The organism is Tabrizicola sp., assembly GCF_041913445.1.
Lineage (GTDB): Bacteria > Pseudomonadota > Alphaproteobacteria > Rhodobacterales > Rhodobacteraceae > Tabrizicola.
Map to the genome: position 1 here is coordinate 125,964 of NZ_JAYSFG010000007.1, position 23,002 is coordinate 148,965.

Sequence of the window (23,002 nt, forward strand, 5' to 3'; positions counted from 1 at the left end):
TTCGCTGGCTTTGGTCGGGGGCAACGCTGTTGGTCCTTTCCGGTTGCCAAGAGCAGCTTTCGATCCTGCATCCGGCGGGACCGGCGGCCGCGACGATCGCGCAGATCTGGTGGGTCATGCTGATCGGCGCGGGGGCGGTCACGGTTCTTGTCCTGGGGCTGCTGACTGCAGCGATGCTCCGCCAGCCGACGTCAAAGGCTGAACCGGGCTCGGACGCCTGGGTCTGGGTCCTGGGACTTGGCTTCCCGCTTGTGACCCTTGCGGCGCTGACCGGATATGGGCTGGCGATGGGCGAACGCCTTTTGCCGCGCGAGGACCCCGATCTGACGACTGTCGAGGCCGAGGCCCGGCAATGGGTCTGGAGCTTCCGTTATCCGGACCGGCCCGGCTTCGTGACCGAGGACGTCCTGCACATCCCCGCCGGTCGTGCCGTCGATGTCCGCATCACCAGTCGCGACGTCGTCCATTCCTTCTGGGTGCCGCGTCTGGCGGGGAAGCTGGATGCAGTCCCGGGCCATGTGAACGTGCTGCGGATCGAGGCCGCCGCCCCCGGCACCTATGCCGGCCAAAGCGCCGAGTTCAGCGGCACCGGCTATCGCGAACATGTCTTCACCGTAACGGCGCATGATGAGGCCGCCTGGCATGCGTTCCTGCAGGCGGGCGCACCATGAGGGAAAGCCCGCACCGGCGTGCCACCGCCCTGCGCCTGCACAGGGCGCTAGAGCCGATCTGGGCGCCCCGAACCGGCTGGCGCCGCTGGTTCACCACCACGAACAACAACGACATCGGCCAGCTCTTCCTTTGCGTCGCCACGACCTTCTTCGTCATCGGTGGCATCCTGGCCATGCTGATCCGCGCCCAGCTCGCGACGCCGGGGTCCGCCTTCATGGGGCCCGAGGCCTACAACCAGGTCTTCACGATGCATGGCACCGTGATGATGTTCCTGTTTGCCATTCCTTTCTTCGAGGCCCTGTCGGTCCTCCTCCTGCCCGGGATGCTGGGCACCCGGGACCTCGCCTACCCCAAGCTGGGCGCCTACGGCCTGTGGGTCTACATCTTCGGCGGCTCGGCGGTCATCATCGCCATGCTGATGGGCCTGTCGCCGGATGGCGGCTGGTTCATGTATCCCCCCCTGACCTCCGCCGCCTTCTCCCCCGGCCTGGGCGCCGATGTCTGGCTGTTGGGCATCACTTCGATCGAGGTCTCCGCCATCGCCACGGCCGTCGAGATCGTCGTGACCGTGCTCCGCTACCGCGCCGCCGGGATGAGCCTGTCGCGGATGCCGATCTTCGCCTGGTTCATCCTGGTGGTCGCGGTGATGATCCTGACCGCCTTCCCGCCGATGATCCTTGGATCCCTGCTCTTGGAGACCGAACGCGCGCTCGACTGGCCGTTCTTCCAGGTCGAAAATGGCGGCGACCCGCTTCTCTGGCAGCACCTCTTCTGGCTTTTCGGCCATCCCGAGGTCTACATCATCTTCCTCCCCGCTGCCGGGATGATCGCCACGATCCTGCCGGTGATGGCCCGGACCACGCTTCTGGGCTACGGCTGGGTGGTTGCGGCGGCGGTGTCGCTGGCGGTCCTGAGCTTCGGGCTCTGGGTCCACCACATGTTCACCACCGGCATTCCGCACCTCGGGCTCGCCTTCTTCTCGGCCGCCTCGACGCTGGTCGCGGTGCCGACCTCGGTAATGATCTTTTCCTGGATCGGGACGCTCTGGAAGGGCCGGGTGCGGGTGGAGCTGCCGATGCTCTGGATCCTCGGTTTCTTCGCCACCTTCGTGATCGGCGGGCTGACGGGAGTGATGCTCGCCATCGTGCCCTTCAACTGGCAGGTCCACGACACGCATTTCGTCGTCGCCCACCTGCATTACGTGCTGATCGGCGGATACGTCTTCCCAATGATCGCGGCGGTTTACTACTTTCAGCCGCTCCTGACCGGCCGGGCAAGCTTCTTCCGCTTGGGCGGCATCGCCTTCTGGCTAGTGGTACCGGCCTTCCACGTCACCTTCCTTGCCGTGCATGTCGCGGGTCTCCTCGGCCAGCGGCGCCGGACCTGGACCTATGATGAAGGCCAGGGGTGGGAGCTTCTGAACCTCGTCGCCTCGATCGCGTCCTTCGTTATGGCGATCGGCTTCGCCCTGGTGATCCTGGACATCGCGATCAACACCTTCGCGGGCCTGCGCGGGCGGCGGAACCCCTGGGGGGCCGCCACGCTGGAATGGGCCGCCCCGGCTTCGTCGCCGAATTACGGTTTCGCCTCGATCCCCATCGTGCAGGGCCGCTATCCCCTTCAGGAAGATCCCGACCTTGCGGTCCGCATCGCCCGGGGCGAGGGGTATCTCGGCGACGCCTCCCGCAACCGGCGCGAGACGCTGATCGTCACCACGACGACCGGCAAGCCCCTGCAGGTCGCGGTCCTGCCCGGCAATTCACCCTTGCCCTTCCTTCTGGCCGTGGTCACCAGCACGTCCTTCCTGGCGCCTCTGGTCAAGGCCTACTGGCTTTCGGGCCTGGCGCTTCTGGGGGTGGTGGTCGTGGCGTTGGTCTGGGTCTGGCGCCTGTCCCCCGCCCGCCCCGAGGCACCGGTCGAGGCCGGTCACGGCACCCTTCTCCCCGTCGCGTCCGAGACGCCGGACCCGCCCGGCTGGTGGGGCTCGCTGTTCCTTCTTGTGGCGGATGGGGTGCATTTCGGCTCGCTCGTCTTCGGCTATGCCTTCCTTTGGACCGTCGCCCCGAACTGGCCCCCGCCGTCCTACCTGAGCGCGGACCTCTGGGCGGTGGCTCTTGCCCTGGGGGGCGCGGCCGCACTGGCCCTTGGCCCCCGGATTTGCGCCCGCGCCATAGCCAGTGGACGGGGTATTTCGGTCGGTCTGCCGGTCGCCGTGGTCGGGGCGCTGGCGCTGTCGGCCGCCGCGGCCTCGGTCATGCTGGCGCGACCGGACCCAGCGAGCCACGCCTATGACGCGACGCTGTGGCTGCTGGCCGGGCATGTCGCGTTCCACGTCGGGCTGGTGCTGATCATGCTGGGCTACCTCGCCCTGCGCCGGATCGCGGGCCACCCCGTCCGACTGGGCGAGGCCCGCATCGTCGGCCTTTGGGCCGACTTCGCCGCCGCGACCGGCCTTGTCGCGCTTGCGGCGGCCTGGTTACCGGGGGGACTGGGATGAGAAACGTCTTCCGCCTGTCGCTGCCCTTTACCGTGTGGATCATCGGCTTCTGCGCCGTCTACGCGCTGCAGGGCCTGTCCTGCTCGCGCCATTGGCCCGAGGGGGTGGATCCGCGGCTGGCACTGATCATTGCCGCCGGAGCGTTCGTGGTCACGCAGGGGCTGGTCCTTGCGGTGCTTCTCGGAAAGCCGTCGCCGTCTCGCTTCGTGCAGGCGACCACCACGACGCTTGGCGCCGCAGCCTTGGCCGCGGCGCTTTGGACATCACTGCCGGTGCTGGCCCTGACGGTCTGCGGCTAGTCGGCGGGTGCAGGCTCGGCCGGAGCAGGCTCTTCGGCCTGAACAGGTTCCGCCTGTGCCGGCTCTGCAGGAGCAGTCTCCTCGACCGGAGCAGTTCCGTCGTCCGGCGCTTCGGCGGGCGGCGCAACCGGCTCCGCCTCACCCTCAGCCGGCACGGCCGCCGCCGAGGCATCCGTCGCCACACGGTCCGTCTCGACCGGGGCATCGGTCACGCGCCCGTCGGCCGCCGCGACACGCCAGACCGTATTCCCGGCGTCATCGGCGATAAGAAGCGCCCCAGTGCCATCGATCCCGAGGCCCACCGGCCGCCCGCGCACCTGCTCTTCCTCGGGCAGAAGGAAGCCGGTCACCACATCCTGCGCCATGCCATCCGGCATCCCGTCGCGGAAGGGCACATAGGATACCTTGTAGCCGTTGAACTGCTCGCGGTTCCACGACCCGCGCTGCCCGACGAAGGCGCCACTGGCATATTCTTCCGGCATGGCGGACCCCTGCGTGAACACCAGCCCCAGCGCCGCCACGTGGCTGGACAGCGCATAGTCCGGCTTGATCGCCGCCGCGACCAGATCGGGCCGCTGCGGGCGCACCCGTTCGTCGACATGCTGGCCGTAATAGCTGTAGGGCCAGCCATAGAACCCCCCGTCGACCACCGACGTCATGTAGTCCGGCACAAGATTCGGCCCCAACTCGTCCCGCTCGTTGACGACGGTCCAAAGCGCGCCGGTCTCGGGGTGGAAGATCAGCCCGTTCGGATTGCGCAGCCCGCTGGCGAACATCCGCGAGGCCCCGGTCGCGCGGTCGATCTCGAAAATCGCGGCGCGGCCCCGCTCCAGCTCCATCGAGTTCTCGGCGGCGTTCGAGTTGGAGCCGACCGAGGCGTAAAGTTTCGTGCCATCCGGCCCAAGCGCCAGGTCTTTCGTCCAGTGATGGTTCAGCGGCCCCCCGGACAGAAGTGTCACAAGTTCCGGCTCTTCGGAGATCTCGGTCTCTCCCAGGCTGTAGGGATAGGCCACAACGCCGTCGGCCATGGCGACGTAAAGCGTATCGTCGATCCAGGCGACGCCAAAGGGCGAGTGCAGGCCTTTGAGTAGGTCGTGGCGTTCATCGACCACCCCGTCGCGGTTCGGGTCGCGCAAGAGGGTGATGAGATTGCTTTCCGGCGGCTTCCCCGATCCGCCGCCCGCAGCGACCTTCATGATCCAGCCGCGGATATAGTCCTTTGGCCGGAATTTCGGCTTGCCCTCGGGCGCACGTGACTGCACGACGAGCACGTCGCCGTTGGGCAGGGTGTGCACCGTGCGCGGGTTGACCAGATCGGTGGCATAGGCCGTGATCGTGAGACCTTCAGGCACCGTCGGCGTCTCGCCCTCCTTCCAGCCGATCACCTCGCCCACGTTCATCCCGGGCAAAAGGTCGCCATAGGCAGGCTCCGGCAGGACGGGGTCCGGTCCGATCTGGCTGGAGATGTCGAACTCTCCGTCCTGGGCCCTCGCAGCAGACAGAAGGGCAAAGAGCGCAATTCCCGACAGAAGGATGGCACGCTGGAGCGGGGTCTGGACTGGCATGGGAAATCCTCCTTAGGCGCGCACAACGGGGCGGAACGCCATCCGGCGCAGGGCCGCCGAAACAAGCATGAGCACGCAGGTCAGAAGCGACAGCCCGATGCCCGTGGGAACGATGGCGGTCCAGCCATCACCGGCGTGAACCAGGTTGTTGACGAAGGCCACCGCCAGGATGACGGCATTCAGCAGGACCACGAGCCACGCCTGCTGCTGGCGGTAAACCAGAAGGCCAATCAGCCAGAGAACCACCGCGATCCCGCCCGAGACGGCGCCGGCGAACAGAAGCCAGGCCGAGAAATCCTTCCACATCAGGACCATGGTCTGCATGTAGGCCCAGTCCGTCAGAAGGGTCAGAGAGAAGAAGGCCGCAGCAAAGGACCTGAAGGTCTCCTGCCCGGGGATCGAAGCCCAGGGTCGGGGGCTGGAATAGGGTAAGGTGCGAACCGCCATGAGTTTCCCTTCCACGCTGACTCTGGTCCCAACCCCCCTGATCCGGAAATGGTTCCGGTCCATCTGCCTGCGCCGGACATGCGGGATGGCAACAGACCTGGTCTGCAAAGGACATGACGACGGTTCTCGGCAGCCGGTCAGTCCGACGCTTCACCCCATCTTGCGCCGCAGACAGTGCCCTTGGACCCTAACCTTGCGCCCAAGCAGATGCGGCCCGTGCACCGGACCGCCTTCCACCGGAAGCGGCTAGCCCGCGAAGTCGAACGTCCGGTTCAGCGGCAGCTCCCGCGCACGGACACCCGTCAGGTCGAAGAGGGCATTCGCCAGCGCAGGTGCCGCCGGAGGAGTGCCCGGCTCTCCCACGCCACCGATATGGCCAAAGGTGCCGTTGTTCTGCAGCACCCGAACCTCGAAGCTTGGCGTGGTGTGCATCCGAAGCCCGTCATAGTCGGGGAAGTTCTGCTCCACGACCGCCTGGTCGGCAAAGGTGATCGCACCCTGGACCGCTGCGGACAGGCCATAGACCATCGCGCCGGTCATCTGCGCCTCGATGATCGAGGGGTCCATCGCAAGGCCCGGGTCGCAGGCGATCCAGGCGCGGGTCAGGCGGATGCCGTCTGGGGTCTCCTGCACCTCCTGGACCTGGGCGACGGGCGTGCCGAAAGAATAGCAGAAGGCCACGCCGCGGCCGAAGCCCGGTCGCTTCAGGCTGTCCCAGCCCGACATCTCACGCACGGTTTCCAGAAGCGTGGCCGAGGGCGCGTGGGTGTCGCGCATCAGGTCCAGCCGGAACTGAAGCGGATCGGCCTTGGCGGCATGGGCAAGCTCGTCGATGAAGCTTTCGAGGAAGAAGGCGTTCATCGAATTGCCCACCGACCGCCAGAAGCCCAGGGGCACCGTCAGGTCGGCGACATGGCCGTCGTAGCGGTAGTTCGCAAGGCCGTAGGGCTGATCGAAGCCGCCTTCCACCGTGGCCCGGTCCGGTCCCGGAGGGGCAAATCCCACCAGCCGCGCCAGCGCGTTTCGGGTGGCCGAGGGCGCCGCCGTCCGGCCCCAGAGTGCCGTCGCCCGGCCATTTTCGACCCGCCCCGAAAGCCGCGCGATCGCCGCCGGACGGTAATAGTCCTGGGTCATGTCCTCTTCGCGGCTGTAGGTCAGCTTGACCGGAGTGTCCGGCATCGCCGCCGCGATCCGGGCGGCCAGAACCGCCGGCACCGGGTCGGTGCGTCCGCCGAACCCGCCACCCATGACGGGGGTGTGCAGGGTCACCTTGGCCGCGTCGATCCGCAGCGCGGCGGCGATGGCGTCCCGCGTCATGATCGGAGCCTGGTTGCCGCACCAGACCTCGACCGAGCCATCGGGCTTGACCAAGGCCGTCGCGTTCAGGGGCTCCATCGAGGCATGGGCCAGGAACGGGACGCGGTACTCCGCCTCGATCACCCCACCCTTGGCGAGTTCGGCCTCGACATCCCCATCGTCGCGCAGACGCGAGTCGGGGTCAGTCCGGAACGCCGCCTCGATCCGCGCCATCATGGCCTGCGTGTCCGCCGGGTAATCCGCTTTCTCCCAAACGATCTCGACCAGGGCCGCCGCCTGCATCGCGGCCCAGGTGGTGTTCGCCACCACCGCAATGCCCGTCCCAAGCCCGATCACCTGCTCGACGCCCGGAAAGTCCAGCGCGGCGGCCGGTTCGAAGCTGGTCATGCCCGCTCCGCGCTGGGGGTTCATCCGCACGGTCGCGAACTTCATGCCGGGAAGGACGATGTCGATCCCGAAGGTCTCGGTCCCGGTTGACTTGGCCACCATGTCCAGCCGCGGCATGGACTTGCCGACATAGCGCCAGGTCGAGGGGTCGCGGAGAGTCACGTCCTCGGGCACCAGGTCCACCGCCTCGGCCGCTAGCTCGGCATAGGTGAAGGTCTGGTCGCCGATGACCTTGCCACCCTCGGTCCGCAGGCTGTCGGGCGCGACACCCAACCGCCGCGCCGCCGCGGCCTTTAGCGCCTCGCGCGCCCCTGCCCCTGCAAGCCGCATCTGCACGAAGCCGCCGATCGCGCCAGTGGAGCCGCCCGTCATCTGCAAAGAAAAGATCTTCGGCAGGGCCGCAAGGATTGCGTTGTGGCCGTTCGGCTGCATGGACAGCTTGTAGTCCGGCTCGTTTGACATGCGCTCGACGAAGCCCGCATTGTAATAGGCCTGCGCCGGAGGGCCATGCAGCACCCGCACCTGCGACCAGTCGACGTCCAGCTCCTCAGCCACCAGGGCCGCCAGCGTGGTCGAGATGCCCTGCCCCATTTCCGCGCGCGGCGCGATCACCGTCACGCCGTCGGCGTTGATGATGACCCAGGGGTTCAGCGGCATCCCGTCGGGCCCGGGGACCAGCGGGTTCGCCGGCACTTCGGCGACCTTGTAGGCCCCGAAGGCGGCACCCCCGGCAAAGGCGGCACCGAGGACGAGGAAGGAACGGCGGGTGATGGTTTTCCAGCTTGCCATGTCAACCCGCCTTCATCGTCTGCGCCGCATCCAGGATCGCGGCCCGGATGCGCGGATAGGTCCCGCAGCGGCAGAGGTTGCCCTGCATCGCGTCGTCGATGTCCTGGTCGGTCGGATCCGGCACCTGCGCCAGAAGCGCCGCCGCCTGCATGATCTGGCCTGACTGGCAGTAGCCGCACTGCGCGACCTGGTGGCGGACCCAGGCGTCCTGCAGCGGCGCCAAGGCTCCCGGCTGGCCCAGCCCCTCGATCGTGGTGATCTCGCCCGTGGCCTCCGAAATCGGGACCTGGCAGGACCGCACCGCCTGGCCATCAATCAGCACGGTGCAGGCCCCGCAGGCCGCCACCCCGCAACCGAACTTGGTCCCCGTCAGCCCCAGCCCGTCCCGCAGGGCCCAGAGGAGGGGCACATCCCCGGGCAGATCAACCTCTCGGGGGGCGCCGTTGATGGACAGGGTAAGGTTCATGCGAGGTCTCCCGATGGTTTCTGACATTTTCGACGTATTTTGTCATTTTGTCAACCTCTGTTTGACGGATCGCCGGGGCTTGCCTAGACTGGCCGCATGACGACCGAGGTTGATACGCCCGCCGATCCGAAGGAAGCCGCGATCCTGCGCGCGGCCTTCGAATGCTTTGCCCGCTACGGTCTGCGGCGGACCTCGATGGCCGACATCGCCAAGCTGGCCGGCATGTCCCGCCCTGCGCTCTATCTGCACTATGCGGGCAAGGACGACATCTTCAACGCGCTGGTCCGCATCCATTTCGAACGCTCGGAAAAGGCGGTGGAACGCGTGCTCGTCCGCTCCGGCCCGGCAGCCGAAGTTTTGCTCGATGCCTTCCACGCGATCGACGGCGACGCGATGGAGGCGATGCTGAACTCGCCCCACGCCGACGAAATGCTGTCCTCCGATACCCCCTTCACGCAACCCTGCGTCGAGGCGGCCCATGCGCGGATCACCCACCACCTTGCAGAGTGGATCCGCAAGGGCGTGGCTGAAGGCCGGCTGACGCTGGACGGATTGAACGCCACCGCCGACGAGATCGCCGCGCTCGTGATGGCCACCAAGTTCGGCATCAAGGCCAATGCCCGGGACTTTGCCGACTACCGCGCCGCCCAGGCGCGCGTTGCGGCGGTCTTCGGCAAGGCGCTGACCAGATAGCCCGCACAGACTCGCTTTATTTGAATCCGCAATCCTGATACGGATCGCTGAGATAGAACCGCGTGCGCGCAAATGACCAACCAGATTCTCGTTGTTGACCCGCTCGAGCGACCCGACATCCTCCGCAGTCTGGCCAGCGAAGTCCGCGTTCGCATCCTTGAACATCTCACACGGAACGGCCCCCGCAACGTGAACCAGGTCTCCGAGGACCTGGACCTGCCGCAGTCCACCGTGTCGTCCAACATGCAGATCCTGGTCGACGCCGGGCTGGTGCAGACCCGGTCCGAAAAGGGGCGCAAGGGCAGCCAGAAGATCTGCAACTCGACCTTCACCGAGATGCTGATCGCCTTCAAGGAATCGAAGCCGGTCCAGCACGCGAACGCCATCGAAGTGGCCATGCCGATCGGGCTTTACACCCGCTGCGAGGTCAGCGCGCCCTGTGGCCTTTGCTCGCCCGATGCGATAATCGGCCTGCTCGACGTGCCCGACACCTTCCTCGACCCCGACCGGATGCGCGCCGGACTTTTGTGGTTCAACCACGGCTTCGTCGAATACCAGTTTCCCAACAATGCCAAGCTTGCCGGCTCTTCCATCCGGTCGCTGGAGCTGACGGTGGAACTGTCATCCGAAGTGCCTGGCACCTCGAAGGACTGGCCTTCGGACATCACGGTCGCCATCAACGGGCACGAGATCGGGACCTGGACCTCGCCCGGCGACTATGGCGACAAGCGTGGCAAGTTCACGCCGGACTGGTGGAAGCTGGCCGGGTCGCAATACGGCGACCTCAAGCGCTGGGAGGTCACCGATTCGGGCACCTTCCTTGATGGCGTCCGGCTGTCGGACTGCCGACTGGGCGATCTGGAGCTGAACGACCACCGGTCGATCCGCGTCCGGATCGGCGTGAAGGAAGACGCCCGCCATCCCGGCGGCATCAACATCTTCGGGCGCGGCTTCGGAAACCACGACCAGGACATCGCCCTGCGCCTGATCCGCGCCTGACACTCTTCCCAACCTTTTCGCTTGACCCCGGGCAAAGCCTGACGAACTATACCCGGAAATCTGGTATGAACCAGAGAAACGGATTCTCAGATCCGGACGGGAGGAACATCATGAAGGCACGGGTCACGGCGCACAGCGCCTATACGGTCGCGGATATCGACAAGCGGCTCTATGGGTCGTTCCTGGAACACCTTGGGCGTGCGGTTTACACCGGCATCTACGAGCCGGGCCATCCGACCGCGGATACAAGCGGGATGCGGCAGGACGTGATCGACCTCGTCCGCGCGCTGGACACCCCGATCTGCCGCTATCCCGGCGGCAACTTCGTCTCGGCCTACAACTGGGAGGACGGGATTGGCCCGAAGGACCAGCGGCCCAAGCGGCTGGACCTCGCCTGGCGGACAACGGAATCGAACCAGGTCGGCATCCACGAATTCGCCGACTGGGCCGAAAAGGCCGGGACCGACATGATGCTGGCCGTGAACCTCGGCTCGCGGGGCCTCGACGAGGCGCGGGCCTTCGTCGAATACGTCAACCACAAGGGCGGGACCTACTGGTCGGACCTGCGGGCGAAGAACGGTCGCAAGGAGCCGTGGAACTGCCGCCTCTGGTGCCTTGGGAACGAGATGGACGGTCCCTGGCAGGTCGGCCACAAGACCGCCGGGGAATACGGGCACCTGGCCAACGAGACGGCGAAGGCGCTGCGCGGCCTCGACCCCACACTGGAGCTTGTCGTCTGTGGCTCCAGCCACTCCAACATGCCGACCTACCCGCAGTGGGAAGCCACCGTGCTGGAGGAAACCTACGACCAGGTCGACCACATCAGCCTGCACATGTACTTCGAGAACTACGAGAAGAATTCCAACGAATTCCTCGCACTACCGCAGAAGCTCGACACCTACATCGGCACGGTCGCGGGGATCATCGACTACGTGAAAGCGAAGAAGCGGTCCAAGCGGCAGGTCACGATCAGCTTCGACGAATGGAACGTCTGGTATCACGAACGCAAGCAGGACGCCGAGCGGATGCGCACCTGGGATTGGCCCGAGGCGCCGGTCCTCTTGGAGGACATCTACAACTTCGAGGACGTGCTGCAGGTCGGCTGCATCCTGAACACCTTCATCCGCCGCGCCGATGTGGTGAAGATTGCCTGCATCGCGCAGCTCGTGAACGTGATCGCGCCCATCATGACCGAACCCGGTGGCCCGGCCTGGCGGCAGACGATCTACTGGCCCTTCCTCTTCGCCTCGAAGAATGGGCGCGGCACGGCGATGCAGCTTGCTGTCGAAGTCCCGACCTACGACGCCGACGCCGCCGCCGGCGTTCCCTGGCTGGACATCGCGGGCGTGCGCAACGACGACGAAGGTACGCTGACCTTCTTCGCCATCAACCGCAACGGCTCTGAACCGATGGAGGTCGACCTCGCGCTCGACGGCTTCACCGCCCGTACGGTCGAGCACACGCTGATCAAGCACAACGACCTTGAGGCGCGGAATTCGAAGACCAACCCCGACAACGTCGCCCCGCAGAAGGGCAACGGGGCGAAGCTCGACGGCAAGGGCCTGCACCTGACCCTGCCGCCGCATTCCTACTCGATGATCCGGGTGGGGCTGTAAGTATCCAAGTCTCGGATACGTATCAGGTTTCGATTGATCGAATCGGGAAAGCGGATACGCTTTTCGCAGGAGACGCGGCGAACCACGCCGCCATGAGGGAGGAAAATGATGTCGTTACGTGGAATGATGAAGGCTGCCATCGTCGCCACCATCGGTTTTGCCGGTGTGGCCCGGGCGGAAGAGACTGTCGTCTGGTGGGATTTCCTGAGCGGCGGCGACGGCGTGCGCATGAAGAAACTCCTCGAGGACTTCAACGCCGCCCACGCCGGACAGATCAAGATCGAGGCCACGACGCTGGAATGGGGCACGCCCTTCTATGCCAAGGTCCAGACCTCGGCCGCCGTGGGCGAGGCTCCGGACATCATGACCTACCACGCCAGCCGCATCCCGCTGGCCGTGCAGCAGGGCATCCTGCAGGAAATCACCCCCGATGACTGGACGGCGATGGGCCTTGGTTCGGCCGATTTCGCCGCGGCGACCTGGGACGCGGTGACCATCGACGGCAAGCAGTACGCCGTTCCGCTCGATACCCACCCGATCGTCCTTTACTACAACAAGGACCTGCTGGAAAAAGCCGGGATGCTCGATGAAAACGGCAAGCCCAAGGGGCTGGACAGCCGCGAGGGCTTCACCGCCACCCTGCAGGCGCTGAAGGACAGCGGGGTGAAGTTCCCGCTCGGCTCCGTCACCGCCGACGGCAACTTCATGTTCCGCACGATCTACTCGCTGGTCGGCCAGCAGAACGGCGAGCTGATGACCGATGGCGAGTTCCTGGCCGGCGACAACGGCGAGAAGCTGGCCAATGCCCTGGGCGTCCTGGCGGAATGGACGAAGGCGGGTCTCCAGTCCACCTACACCGACTATCCGGCCACGGTTGCCCTCTTCACCAGTGGCGAAGCGGCGATGATGATCAACGGCGTGTGGGAAGTGCCCACGATGACCGACCTCAACGCCCAAGGGAAGCTTTTCAACTGGGGCGCGGTCGAACTGCCCGTCATCTTCGACAAGCCCGCGACCTATGCCGACAGCCACGCCTTTGCGATCCCCGCGAACCAGGGCAAGGAAATGACCCCCGAAAAGCGCGCCGCGGTTCTGGAGGTGATGTCCTGGATGTCGAAGAACTCGCTCTTCTGGGCCACCGCGGGCCATATCCCCGCGAACGGGGCCGTCGTCGCCTCGCCGGAATACGCGGCGATGGAGCCGAACGCGACCTACTCCACCCTGACGGCGAACATGATCTTCGACCCGAAATCCCCGCTTGCCGGTGTCGCCGGGCCGATCTTCGACGTGATGTCGACCTACTTCGTGCCGACGCTGAACGGCGAGATGGACCCGGCCGAAGCCGTCGAGTCGATCAAGGAAGAGCTCAACGCTCTCTGACCTGACTGAACCGGGCCGCCTGTCACCGGGCGGCCCGTCACCTTTCGGGAAGATGCCATGCTGACCAACCGCCGCAAGGATGCTCTTGTCGCCGCCGTTCTGGTGGCGCCCTTCCTTGCCATCTACCTTCTGGTCTTCGTCTGGCCGACGATCCAGATGTTCGGCATTTCCTTCACTGATGCTGGCCTTATCGGCTCGGGCGAGTGGGTGGGCCTGGACAACTATGCCCGCCTAGACAGCGACCCGCGGTTCCGCACCGCCGCCTGGAACACCGCCTATTTCGTCCTTCTGACCGTCCTGCCCGGCACGATCATCGCGCTGCTGATCGCGCTTGGAGTCTCGCGCCTGAAAGGCCGGTTGCAGGCCGCGATCCTGGCGCTGTTCTTCCTGCCCTACATCCTCCCCGTGTCAGTGGTCTACCTGATCTGGGACTGGGTGCTGAACTTCCAGTTCGGCATCGCGATGCACATCCTCGACCTCTTCGGCATCGACCGCATCCCGATCTTCAAGACGCGCGAGTGGTTCATGCCCGCCGTGGGCGTCGTCACCATCTGGTGGACCGCCGGCTTCTCGATCCTTCTCTTCCTCGCGGGTCTGCGCGCCATTCCGGCAGAAATCTACGAAGCTGCCGCGATGGACAACTCCACCCGCTGGACGACCTTCCGCCGCATCACCTGGCCGCTCCTCTGGCCGGTCACGACGCTGGTCTTCACCATCCAGCTGATCGCGCAGCTGAAGATCTTCGACCAGGTCTACCTCTTCTCGACCGGCGGCCGACCCAACGACAACATGGTTCTCGTCTACTACGTCTTCCAGCGCGCCTTTCAGCAGGACCAGGGCGGCCGCGCCGCCGCCGTGGCCGTGACGCTGTTTGTCCTGGTGGTCGTCGTCTCGGTCCTGCAATTCCAGCTTCTGCGCCTGGCGGGGGGCCGCAAATGACCGCATCCGGCATGCAGCGCGCGAATTTCTGGGGCGGGGTCATCACCGTCCTGACCATCCTCTTCGCCCTGGTCTGGGCCTTCCCGCTTTACTGGGGTGTGATCTCGTCCCTCAAACCCGAGGACGAGGTCGTCCGCCCCTATATCGAGCTCTGGCCGGAAAACCTGACGTTCAGCCACTACACCACGGCGATCTACGACACCCAGATCATGACCTGGTACATCAACTCAATCGCCGTGGCGGTGGGGGTGACGGTGCTGACAATCGTGACCTCGATGCTCTGCGGCTATGCGCTGTCGCAACTGCGCTTCCCCGGTCGAAAGGCGCTGTGGTGGCTGATCCTGGCCAGCTTCATGGTCCCCACCCAGGCGCTGATCATCAACCACTTCGTCCTGGTCTCGCAGCTGGGCCTGATCAATACCTGGGCCGGGATCATGCTGCCGCAGCTGATCCACCCGGTCATCATCATCGTCTACAAGCAGTTCTTCGACCAGGTCCCGAAGGACTTCCGCGAGGCCGCCGTGATGGATAACGCGGGCGAGTTCCGGATCCTCTTCAAGGTCTACCTGCCGATGAACTGGGGGGTCACCACGGCGCTTGCCATCGTCACCTTCATCTGGACCTGGAACGCTTTCCTCTGGCCCTTCCTGTCGGTGACGAAGACCGAGATGATGACCGTCCCGGTCGGCATCACCCAGGTGAACGACGCCTTCGGGGTCTACTACGCCCGCCAGCTGGCCGCCGCCGTCCTCGCCGGGCTACCGGTCGCTCTGGCCTACCTCCTCTTCCAGCGCAAGGTGACCGAGGCGATCACGCTTTCCGCCGGGATCAAGGGCTGACTCCGGGCGCCGATTTCTTCGAAGAAATCGGGCCGGAGCCTTCAAAGGCTCCGATGCGGAGTTTTCGAAAACTCCGCGCTCAGTGGGAAACCGCGCGCCCCTGGCCGTCGAACAGGTGCAACTCGTTGGTGTCGAAGGCGAGACCGATCGTATCCCCGGCCTTCACCTGCGACTTGCCGCTGTCCTGCGCGATGACCTGCAACCCGTCCGACAGCTTTGCATAGACCAGCGTCCGGTCGCCCAGACGCTCCACCACCGTCGCAGTGGCCTTCGTCGTCCCGGCGCCATGGACGGTCAGCGCCTCGGGCCGGATGCCCAGTTCCCACGGACCGTCGCCCTTGGGCGCGAAGGGAAGGGTCACCACGCTTCCATCCCCCAGCCGCGCCGCCGCCCGGTCGCCCTGCCCTGTCAGCGTGGCCGGCAGAAGGTTCATTGCCGGTGACCCGATGAAGCTGGCCACAAAGCGCGAGGCGGGCCGCGCATAGACCTCCATCGGCGTGCCCACCTGTTCGATCTTGCAGTCGTTCAGGATCACGATCCGGTCGGCCAGGGTCATCGCCTCCGTCTGGTCGTGGGTCACGTAGATCATCGTCGAGCCGAGGCGCTGGTGCAGTTCCGCGAGTTCCACCCGCGTCCGCACCCGCAGCGCCGCGTCGAGGTTCGACAGGGGTTCGTCGAACAGGAACGCTTTCGGCTCCTTCACGATCGCGCGCCCGATGGCGACCCGTTGCCGCTGCCCCCCCGACAGTTCCGCCGGACGACGCGCCAGAAGCTTCTCCATCTCCAGCATCCGCGCCGCTTCCGCCACCCGGGCCTTGATCGCCGCCTCCGGCAGACCCACGTTCCGCAGGCCAAAGGCCATGTTCTCGGCGACGGTCATGTGCGGGTACAGCGCATAGTTCTGGAACACCATCGCCAGGTTCCGCTGGCCCGGAGCCAGCCCCTCGGACCGCACCCCGTCGATGGTCAGCGCACCCGCATCGATGCTTTCCAGGCCCGCGATCATCCGCAGAAGCGTGGTCTTGCCCGAACCCGACGGCCCGAGGAAGACCACGAACTCGCCCGAGTCGATCTGCAAGCTCAGGTCGCGGATCACCTCGACCGACCCGAACTTCTTCGACACTTTTTCCAAGGCGATTCCGGCCATCGCATCCCTCCCGAAGCTATAGGATCATAGTTTCGGGTATATATCAGATGTCAAGCTGTAGCAGCGCCCTTCCCAGCTTTTGCTCGCCCCCCGGTCGCAGGGTATTGCGGCAACCACTGGGCCTGGGCCTCCAGCATCTCGTCCACCATGTTCCACACCTCCTCGGGCGTGCAGACCGCGCCGACGAGCGGGTCGTGCAGGACCGCGAGTTTCAGCAGATCCACGTCTCCCGTGATCGCCGCCTGCACCGACATGCGCTGCACGTTGACCGAGGCCTGGCAGGTCGCAGCGCAGGCCAAGGGCAGGGTCACGCCCTCCACCATGTTGATCCCGAAGCGGTCGACCCAGCCGGGGCTCTCGATGATGCAATCCGCGGGCAGATTGGTGATCGTACCGCCGTTCTTGACGTTGAAATGCCCGCGGTAGGGCCGCCCGGTCTCCAGCGCCTCGATGATGTGGCTCGCATGTTCGTCGGTGCGCTTCCATTGCGACAGGGGTTTCTCGGCCTCTTTCAGCATGGTCGGATACTCCGTCTCGAACCAGTTCCGCGTCTCCCGCGTGTGGCGCAGGTAGCCGCCCGTCTCGCCGTGGATCCAGTCGTCGGTCGAGATCCAGTTCGGGATGTCCTCGCGCCGCTTGCGGTACCAGGGCAGGTATTCCGACAGGTGGCCGTTCGACTCGGTCGAATAGAAGCCGAAGCGCTTCAGCACGTCGATCCGCACCTTCTCCTGGCGGCTGAACACAGGGTGGCGTTCGAACGCCTTCAGAAGCTCGTCCTTCTCGATCTTCCGGCCCTTGTGGCGGATATCCAGGTACCAGGTCTGGTGGTTGATGCCCGAACAGATGATGTCGACCTCGCTCATCGGCACGCCAAGCGCAGCGGCGATCTGGCGGTGGCCGTTCTGGACGCCGTGGCAGAGGCCCACGGTGTTCACCCCGCCGTGGTCAATGGCTGCCCAGGTCATCATCGCCATCGGGTTGGCGTAGTTCAGGAGGAGGTGGTCCGACGGACAGACCTCGCGGATGTCCTTGCAGAAGTCCAGCATGGCGGCGATCCCGCGCTGGCCATAAAGGATCCCGCCCGCGCAGATCGTGTCACCGACGCATTGGTCGACGCCGTATTTCAGCGGGATGGAGATGTCGGTCGCAAAGGCCTCCACACCCCCGATCCGCACGGTGTTCATCACGTACTTCGCGCCTTCGAGCGCCTTGCGGCGGTCGGTGGTGGCCGTGACCTTGGTCTTCAATCCCGAAACCTCGATCATCTTGCGCAGGATCTGGGCGATCATGTCCAGGTTCGTCTGGCTGATGTCGGTGAGGGCGATCTCGATCCCCTCGAACTCCGGGACCTTCAGGATGTCCGAGCAGAGCTTGCGGGTGAAACCGACGCTGCCCGCGCCGATGATGCAGAGTTTGAACGGCATGTGAGACCTCCCTTGTTGCGGAAAAGGCTAGGCCCGGGGGCGGCGCGGGTGTAGAGAAATCTTGTGCCAATCCGGGTAATTTCATGCTCTCCGCCCTCCTCGACCACGGCCATGACGTCCGCAGCCTGTCGCGCCGCGGAGCGGTGCCGACGCTGGGGGTGCTGGCCGAAGCGGCGGGGTATGAGCAGCGGCGGAATGAGCTTTACAGCTGGGACGGGATGAAGCGCGGGTCCGAGCCCTTCCTGGTGATCCAGCACACGCTTCTGGGCGAGGGGCGGCTCGATTTCGGCGGGGCGCGGCACCGGCTGCGGGTGGGTCAAACCATGCTGGTGACCATGCCCCACGCCCACCGCTACTGGCTGGAACGCGGCGGGCATTGGGAGTACTTCTGGTTCATCCTCTCGGGCCGCGAGGCCCTGCGGATGGCGCGTGAGGTGCTGGCCGTTGCCGGCCCGGTCCTGCAGCCGCCGCAGGATGGGGCCGCCCAGCTTGCGGGGGCCTGCCACGCGCTCCTGACCCGGGCGATGACACCCGCGCAGGCCTCCGTGCTCGGCTATCAGGCGTTGGCCATCCTGCATGACACGGCCTTTTCCAAGGCCAAACCTCAGGGCGCCCTGCCCCCTGAAATGACCCGCGTGCTGTCCCATGTCGAGGCGAACCTGGGCGGCGATCTGCGGGTCGACGCGCTGGCGCAGGTTGCGGGGCTGAGCCGGGCGCATTTCGTCCGGCGCTTCGCAGCGGAGATGGGGGTGCCCCCGTCGGACCACGTCTTCGCGCGGCGGATGGACCGGGTGGAGCGGCTCTTGACCGCCTCGGAGATGAAGGCGGCCGAGATCGCGCGGGCGACGGGCTTTGCCGATGCCAACTACCTCGCCAAGGCCTTCCGGCGGCACCGGGGCATGTCGCCGATGGAGTTCCGCGCGCTGCGGGACGAGGCGGTTTAAGGGACGCCGCCCGCGTCGCGCCTTCGGCTTCTCGTCGGAAGGGTCAGCGAGGAGAAACGAAGTGCACGACGAGTGGGTTCAAGCGGGTTCGTGCAGACCTTGCAGAAAGGCCCGATGCGGGATCGCCTGCCTTGCGGCCAGCCGGTATTCGGTGGCGAGCGACCGCGCCGAACGCCGGGCATTGGCCCGCAATTTCGGGCGTTCCGCCAGCCAGTCCTTTGCGGCCTGGGGGTTCAGAAGACCCAAACCATCCAGCACCGGCACATGCAGGTGGTGGTCGGTGTGCGGCAGCCCCATCGGGAAGGGCTGGAAATCCTCCGGCCCCGGCACCTTCGCTTGCCAAAGCGCCAGCTTCTCGGCCAGCCGGTCTGGCAGTGACCCCGCCACGTCCTGCCAGAAGGGCGTGTCGCGGCGTTCGCTCACATAATGCAGCCGGATGAAGTCGCGGAAATCATCCACCTGCCGCGCCGCCGCGCCGTTGAACGCCAGCCGCGCCCGTTCGTCGGGGTTGGGCAGGACCGAGGCGAGCAGCATCAACTGCACCACTGTCCCGTGGATCGAGGTCGCCTCCAAGGGCTCCAGGAAACTCGACGACAGGCCCAGCGCGACGCAATTGCCGATCCACTGCTTCTCCAGCCGCCCGGCGTCGATCCTGATGTCGTTCCGCACCTCGATCGGGTGGCCCAGCACGCCCTCGATCTCGGCCTTGGCCTGATCCGGGGTGACATGCGCGTCCGAGAAGACATAGCCGCAGCCATAGCGGCCTTGCGTCGGGATCTTCCACATCCAGCCCGCGCCCTGCGCCCAGGCCAGCGTGCAGGGCTCGATCTCCTGACCTTCGGGGATGTCCAGCCAGAACGGGATCGCCCGGTTGACCGGCAGCGTCCCCCGATAGCTGACCCACTGCCCGCCCATCGGCCCGATGAGAGCACGGCGGAAGCCGGTGCAATCCACGTAAAGGTCCGCTTCGACCCGCGCGCCGCCCTCCAGGACCAGCGCGGTGATGTTGCCGGTCTCCGGGTGGCGTTCGATGGTCTGGACCTGGTCGTCGATGGTGGCGATGGCCTTGGCCTTCGACCGCAGCCACTTCCCCGCCAGCGCCTGGTCGAAGTGGAAGGCGTGGTGATAGGGCCCCACTGCCACACGCCGCCCGTTCACCATCGCGAAGGGGCTGCGGTTGCTATTGAGCAGGTGCTGGAAGAGATGCGTCTCGCCCACGCTTTCGCCCTGAGAGACCTGATAGACGTCCAGCGCGTTCACGTCGAACCCCGCCACCCGGTGCGGATCGTCGATGGGGCCGTCATAGCTGTGGCCCTTCCGCCGCCAGTCGCGGTGGCGGATGCCGAACTTGATCGTGGCCCCTGTGGCGGCAAGGAACTCGGCCTCGTCCAACCCGAAGTGCTGGAGCATCTGGCGGAAGACGGCAGTCGTCCCCTCCCCCACCCCGATGGTGCCGATTTTCGAGCTCTCGATAACCGTGACCTCGCACGGATGCCCCCCGCGACGCGCCGAGTCGCCCAGCATCATCGCGGCCAGCCAGCCGGCCGTCCCGCCCCCCACCACACAGATGCGCCGGGGCCACATGGCCTTAGCCCGCCTTCCGGACCGGCACCCGCGCCCATTTCGGCAGCCAGTCGCCGTGGGCCTGCAGAAGCTCGGTCGTGAGCGCCCAGATCTGGTCGAGGTCAAGCTCCGCCCCCGTGTGCGGGTCGAGCATGGCGGCGTGGTAGATGTGCTCGGGGTTTTCGGTCAGCAGCGCCTGCACCGTCAGGTCCTGCACGTTGATGTTGGTCCGCATCAGCGCGATCAGCTGCGGCGGGATGTCATGCACCACCGTCGGCTGCAGGCCCATGTGGTCCACCAGCACCGGCACCTCCACGGCACAGCCCTCGGGCAGTTGCGGGATGAAGCCGCGGTTGCCGATGTTGCCGTAGATCACCGAAGGCTCGCCGGTGACGACCGAGTTCACGATCTCGGAGGCGTATTCGTGGCTTTCCTTCACCTCGACCACGTTCGCGGTCTTCAGCCGCTCTGCCTCGCCCTTCCACCGCGCGATCTGTTCGATGCAGCGCTTGGGGTATTCGTCCAGCGGGATGCCGAAGCGTTCGATCAGGTCCGGCCGGTCGCGCTTGATGAACCAGGGCGTGTATTCGGCGAAATGCTCCGACGACTCGGTGACGAAGTAGCCCAGCCGCGTCAGCATCTCGTACCGCACCTTGTTCGGGCAGCGCGGGTTCCAGTGGCTGGGCTTCGGGAAGCGCCCCTCGCGGTAGCCCTTCACCAGGTCGGGGTAGAGGTTCTTGTAGGACCCATCCGCCTGCCGGTGTTCGAAGGTCAGGTAGAAGGCCATGTGGTTGATGCCCGCCGCGCGGTAGCGGATCTCCTCGACCGGAATATCCAGGTCGCGGGCCAGTTCCCAGGCCGTGCCCTGCACCGAGTGGCAGAGGCCCACCTGCCGGATCTTCGGATACTTCGCCGCGATGGCCCAGGTGTTGATCGCCATCGGGTTGACGTATTGCAGCATGATCGCGTTGGGCGCGACCTCGGTCAGGTCCTCGCAGATCGACCAGAGATGCGGGACCGTCCGGATGCCCCGCATGATGCCGCCGATGCCCAGGGTGTCGGCGATGGTCTGGCGCAGGCCGAACTTCTTCGGCACCTCGAAATCGGTGATCGTGCAGGGATCGTAGCCGCCCACCTGGAAGCAGCAGACCACGAAATCCGCCCCGGTCAGCGCGCGCTTCTGATTGGTGTAGGTCTTGACCGATGCCTTGCCACCCAGGGTCTGCGCCAGCTTCCCGACGATGATCTCGGATTCCTCCAGCCGCTCGGGGTTGATGTCCATCAGGCGGATCTCGGCGCCCGCAAGTGCCGGTCGCGACAGGATGTCCCCGGCGATGTTCTTGGTGAAGACGGCCGATCCGGCGCCGATGAAGGTGATGACGGGGCTGGGCATTTCCATTCCTTTAGGCTGCAATTTCGAAAGCCGCCTTCACAAGGCGACGGGTGTAATCGGTGGTCGGGTTCTCAAGCACTTGCTCCACCGGGCCCTGCTCCACGATCCGGCCGTTCTGCATGACGATGACCCGATGGCAGAGCGCGCGGACCACCTTCAGGTCGTGGCTGATGAAGAGGTAGCTCAACCCCTTCTCGCGCTGGAGCTTGCGGAGGAGCTCGATGATCTGGGCCTGGACGGAGAGGTCCAAAGCCGAGGTCGGCTCGTCCAGCAGGATGAACTCCGGCTCCAGCGCGATGGCGCGGGCGATGGCAAGCCGCTGGCGCTGGCCGCCGGAGAATTCATGCGGAAAGCGCGACAGGATATTGTCCGGCAGCCCTGCATCGCGCAGCGCCTGCTTGACCCGCTCCTCGCGGTCGGCGCGGGTCCGGCCCAGACCGTTGACGATCAGCCCCTCCTCGATGATCTGACGAACCGACATCCGGGGGTTGAGGCTGGCAAAGGGGTCCTGGAATACGATCTGCATCCGCTTGCGGAAGGGGTTCATGCCGCGCCGGTCGAGCCCGTCGATCCGGTGGCCCAGGAACTCCACCTCGCCTTCGGTCAGATTGTTCAGCCGCAGAAGCGCCTGGCCGAAGGTCGTCTTGCCGCTGCCGCTTTCGCCCACGAGCCCCAGCGTCTCGCCCCGCTTCAGGGCCAGCGTCAACCCGTCCACCGCCTGCAGCTTCGACCAGGTGCCCCGGAAAGCCCCGCCCTTGCGCAGGTTGTAGGTGACACGGATGTTGCGGCCCTCAAGCACCGTCTCGGTCCCGACCTGTGCCGGATCGGCACGACCCTGCGGCTCGGACCCCAGCAAGCGCTTGGTATAGGGATGCCGTGGGGCGGTGAAGATTGTTTCAGTCGGCCCGTCCTCGCGCACCTCGCCGTGCTGCATGACGTAGACATGGTCTGCGAACTGGCGGACCACGGTCAGGTCATGGGTGATCAGGATCACCGCAAGACCCGTCCTGTCCTTCAGCGCCTTGATCAGGTTCAGTATCTCGGCCTGCACCGTGACGTCGAGCGCCGTCGTGGGTTCGTCCGCGATCAGGACGTCGGGGTTGTTCGCCAGCGCCATCGCGATCATCACCCGCTGGCGCTGCCCGCCCGAAAGCTGGTGCGGATACTGGTTCAGCCGCGCCTCGGGTTCGGGGATCTGGACGTCGCGCAGCAAGGCTAGCGCCTTTGCCATCGCCTCGGCCTTCGAGATCCGGTTATGGATGCGTAGGACCTCGGCGATCTGGCTGCCGATGGTGTAGACCGGGTTCAGGGACGACATCGGCTCCTGGAAGATCATCGACAGCCGGTTGCCGCGCAGCCCCCGCATCTCGCGCGGCGAGAGCTGCGCCATGTTGCGCCCGGCATAAAGGATTTCGGTCTGCGGGCTGACCCGCGCTCGCTTCGACAGAAGCCGCATCACCGCCCGCGCCGTCACGGACTTGCCGCTGCCCGACTCGCCCACCAGCGCGATGGTCTGGCCCTTCTTAAGCGTGAAGGAAACGTCCTTCACCGCCTCGATGCTGCCCCCGTCCACCTGGAAGGTGACGCCGATCCTGCGGGCTTCGATGACGATGTCGCTCATGGCGG

General features: G+C 65.9%; 19 protein-coding genes. 10 read left to right on the top strand and 9 right to left on the bottom strand.

The window, feature by feature from the left end; all coding sequences use genetic code 11:
* Positions 1-29 precede the first annotated feature (29 nt).
* From ACE3Q6_RS10535 to ACE3Q6_RS10545, 3 genes are read left to right on the top strand one after another with little or no spacing between them, the layout of a single operon-like run.
* A complete protein-coding gene (locus tag ACE3Q6_RS10535) occupies positions 30-671 on the top strand; it encodes a cytochrome c oxidase subunit II (RefSeq protein ID WP_374431931.1) in 642 nt (213 codons plus the stop codon).
* Positions 668-3,169, top strand: coding sequence for a cbb3-type cytochrome c oxidase subunit I (locus tag ACE3Q6_RS10540; RefSeq protein ID WP_374431934.1), 2,502 nt, complete (start codon positions 668-670; stop codon positions 3,167-3,169). Before ACE3Q6_RS10535 ends, ACE3Q6_RS10540 begins: the two co-directional genes overlap by 4 nt.
* Positions 3,166-3,468, top strand: coding sequence for a hypothetical protein (locus ACE3Q6_RS10545; RefSeq protein ID WP_374431936.1), 303 nt, complete (start codon positions 3,166-3,168; stop codon positions 3,466-3,468). Before ACE3Q6_RS10540 ends, ACE3Q6_RS10545 begins: the two co-directional genes overlap by 4 nt.
* Here ACE3Q6_RS10545 and ACE3Q6_RS10550 read toward each other — a convergent pair.
* The 4 genes from ACE3Q6_RS10550 to ACE3Q6_RS10565 form a co-directional block, all read right to left on the bottom strand.
* On the bottom strand, positions 3,465-5,033 hold the full coding sequence (locus ACE3Q6_RS10550; protein WP_374431938.1) for a PQQ-dependent sugar dehydrogenase: 1,569 nt from the start codon (positions 5,031-5,033) through the stop codon (positions 3,465-3,467). The genes ACE3Q6_RS10545 and ACE3Q6_RS10550 overlap by 4 nt on opposite strands.
* Positions 5,034-5,045: 12 nt before the next feature.
* On the bottom strand, positions 5,046-5,480 hold the full coding sequence (locus ACE3Q6_RS10555; RefSeq protein WP_374431940.1) for a DUF2231 domain-containing protein: 435 nt from the start codon (positions 5,478-5,480) through the stop codon (positions 5,046-5,048).
* A 246-nt stretch (positions 5,481-5,726) separates the two neighbouring features.
* Complete coding sequence (locus ACE3Q6_RS10560; RefSeq protein WP_374431942.1) at positions 5,727-7,973, bottom strand: molybdopterin cofactor-binding domain-containing protein; 2,247 nt, start codon at positions 7,971-7,973, stop codon at positions 5,727-5,729.
* A gap of 1 nt (position 7,974) precedes the next feature.
* Positions 7,975-8,439: a (2Fe-2S)-binding protein gene (locus ACE3Q6_RS10565; RefSeq protein WP_374431944.1), complete on the bottom strand. Its 465-nt coding sequence runs from the start codon at positions 8,437-8,439 to the stop codon at positions 7,975-7,977.
* A gap of 96 nt (positions 8,440-8,535) precedes the next feature.
* On the opposite strand from ACE3Q6_RS10565, the gene ACE3Q6_RS10570 reads away from it, so the two are divergent.
* From ACE3Q6_RS10570 to ACE3Q6_RS10595, 6 genes are all read left to right on the top strand, one after another.
* Positions 8,536-9,132 carry a TetR family transcriptional regulator gene (locus tag ACE3Q6_RS10570; protein WP_374431946.1) on the top strand — a complete coding sequence of 199 codons (597 nt, stop codon included), beginning with the start codon at positions 8,536-8,538 and terminating at the stop codon, positions 9,130-9,132.
* Positions 9,133-9,204: 72 nt separating this feature from the next.
* Complete coding sequence (locus tag ACE3Q6_RS10575) at positions 9,205-10,131, top strand: ArsR/SmtB family transcription factor (protein ID WP_374431948.1); 927 nt, start codon at positions 9,205-9,207, stop codon at positions 10,129-10,131.
* Between the two features lie 110 nt (positions 10,132-10,241).
* The gene (locus tag ACE3Q6_RS10580; RefSeq protein ID WP_374431950.1) at positions 10,242-11,747 is read left to right on the top strand and encodes an alpha-N-arabinofuranosidase; all 1,506 of its coding nucleotides are present in this window, start codon (positions 10,242-10,244) and stop codon (positions 11,745-11,747) included.
* A gap of 108 nt (positions 11,748-11,855) precedes the next feature.
* The gene (locus tag ACE3Q6_RS10585; RefSeq protein ID WP_374431952.1) at positions 11,856-13,127 is read left to right on the top strand and encodes an extracellular solute-binding protein; all 1,272 of its coding nucleotides are present in this window, start codon (positions 11,856-11,858) and stop codon (positions 13,125-13,127) included.
* A 57-nt stretch (positions 13,128-13,184) separates the two neighbouring features.
* Positions 13,185-14,066: a carbohydrate ABC transporter permease gene (locus ACE3Q6_RS10590; RefSeq protein ID WP_374431955.1), complete on the top strand. Its 882-nt coding sequence runs from the start codon at positions 13,185-13,187 to the stop codon at positions 14,064-14,066.
* The gene (locus ACE3Q6_RS10595) at positions 14,063-14,905 is read left to right on the top strand and encodes a carbohydrate ABC transporter permease (protein ID WP_374431957.1); all 843 of its coding nucleotides are present in this window, start codon (positions 14,063-14,065) and stop codon (positions 14,903-14,905) included. Before ACE3Q6_RS10590 ends, ACE3Q6_RS10595 begins: the two co-directional genes overlap by 4 nt.
* A 79-nt stretch (positions 14,906-14,984) precedes the next feature.
* Here the strand turns inward: ACE3Q6_RS10595 and ACE3Q6_RS10600 are convergent, their stop codons facing one another.
* Both ACE3Q6_RS10600 and ACE3Q6_RS10605 read right to left on the bottom strand, forming a co-directional pair.
* Entirely contained in the window at positions 14,985-16,052 is a 1,068-nt protein-coding gene (locus ACE3Q6_RS10600) for an ABC transporter ATP-binding protein (protein WP_374431959.1), read from the bottom strand.
* A gap of 50 nt (positions 16,053-16,102) precedes the next feature.
* Positions 16,103-17,476: an alpha-glucosidase/alpha-galactosidase gene (locus ACE3Q6_RS10605; protein ID WP_374431961.1), complete on the bottom strand. Its 1,374-nt coding sequence runs from the start codon at positions 17,474-17,476 to the stop codon at positions 16,103-16,105.
* A gap of 83 nt (positions 17,477-17,559) precedes the next feature.
* On the opposite strand from ACE3Q6_RS10605, the gene ACE3Q6_RS10610 reads away from it, so the two are divergent.
* Positions 17,560-18,420: a helix-turn-helix domain-containing protein gene (locus ACE3Q6_RS10610; RefSeq protein ID WP_374431963.1), complete on the top strand. Its 861-nt coding sequence runs from the start codon at positions 17,560-17,562 to the stop codon at positions 18,418-18,420.
* A 78-nt stretch (positions 18,421-18,498) separates the two neighbouring features.
* Here ACE3Q6_RS10610 and ACE3Q6_RS10615 read toward each other — a convergent pair whose 3' ends face one another.
* The 3 genes from ACE3Q6_RS10615 to ACE3Q6_RS10625 are packed head-to-tail and all read right to left on the bottom strand — an operon-like array spanning position 18,499 to position 22,997.
* The gene (locus tag ACE3Q6_RS10615) at positions 18,499-20,004 is read right to left on the bottom strand and encodes a tryptophan halogenase family protein (protein ID WP_374431965.1); all 1,506 of its coding nucleotides are present in this window, start codon (positions 20,002-20,004) and stop codon (positions 18,499-18,501) included.
* A gap of 4 nt (positions 20,005-20,008) precedes the next feature.
* Positions 20,009-21,376, bottom strand: coding sequence for an alpha-glucosidase/alpha-galactosidase (locus ACE3Q6_RS10620; protein WP_374431967.1), 1,368 nt, complete (start codon positions 21,374-21,376; stop codon positions 20,009-20,011).
* Positions 21,377-21,386: 10 nt separating this feature from the next.
* Positions 21,387-22,997 (bottom strand): ABC transporter ATP-binding protein, encoded by a 1,611-nt coding sequence (locus ACE3Q6_RS10625; protein WP_374431969.1) that lies wholly within the window; start codon positions 22,995-22,997, stop codon positions 21,387-21,389.
* Positions 22,998-23,002: the final 5 nt, after the last annotated feature.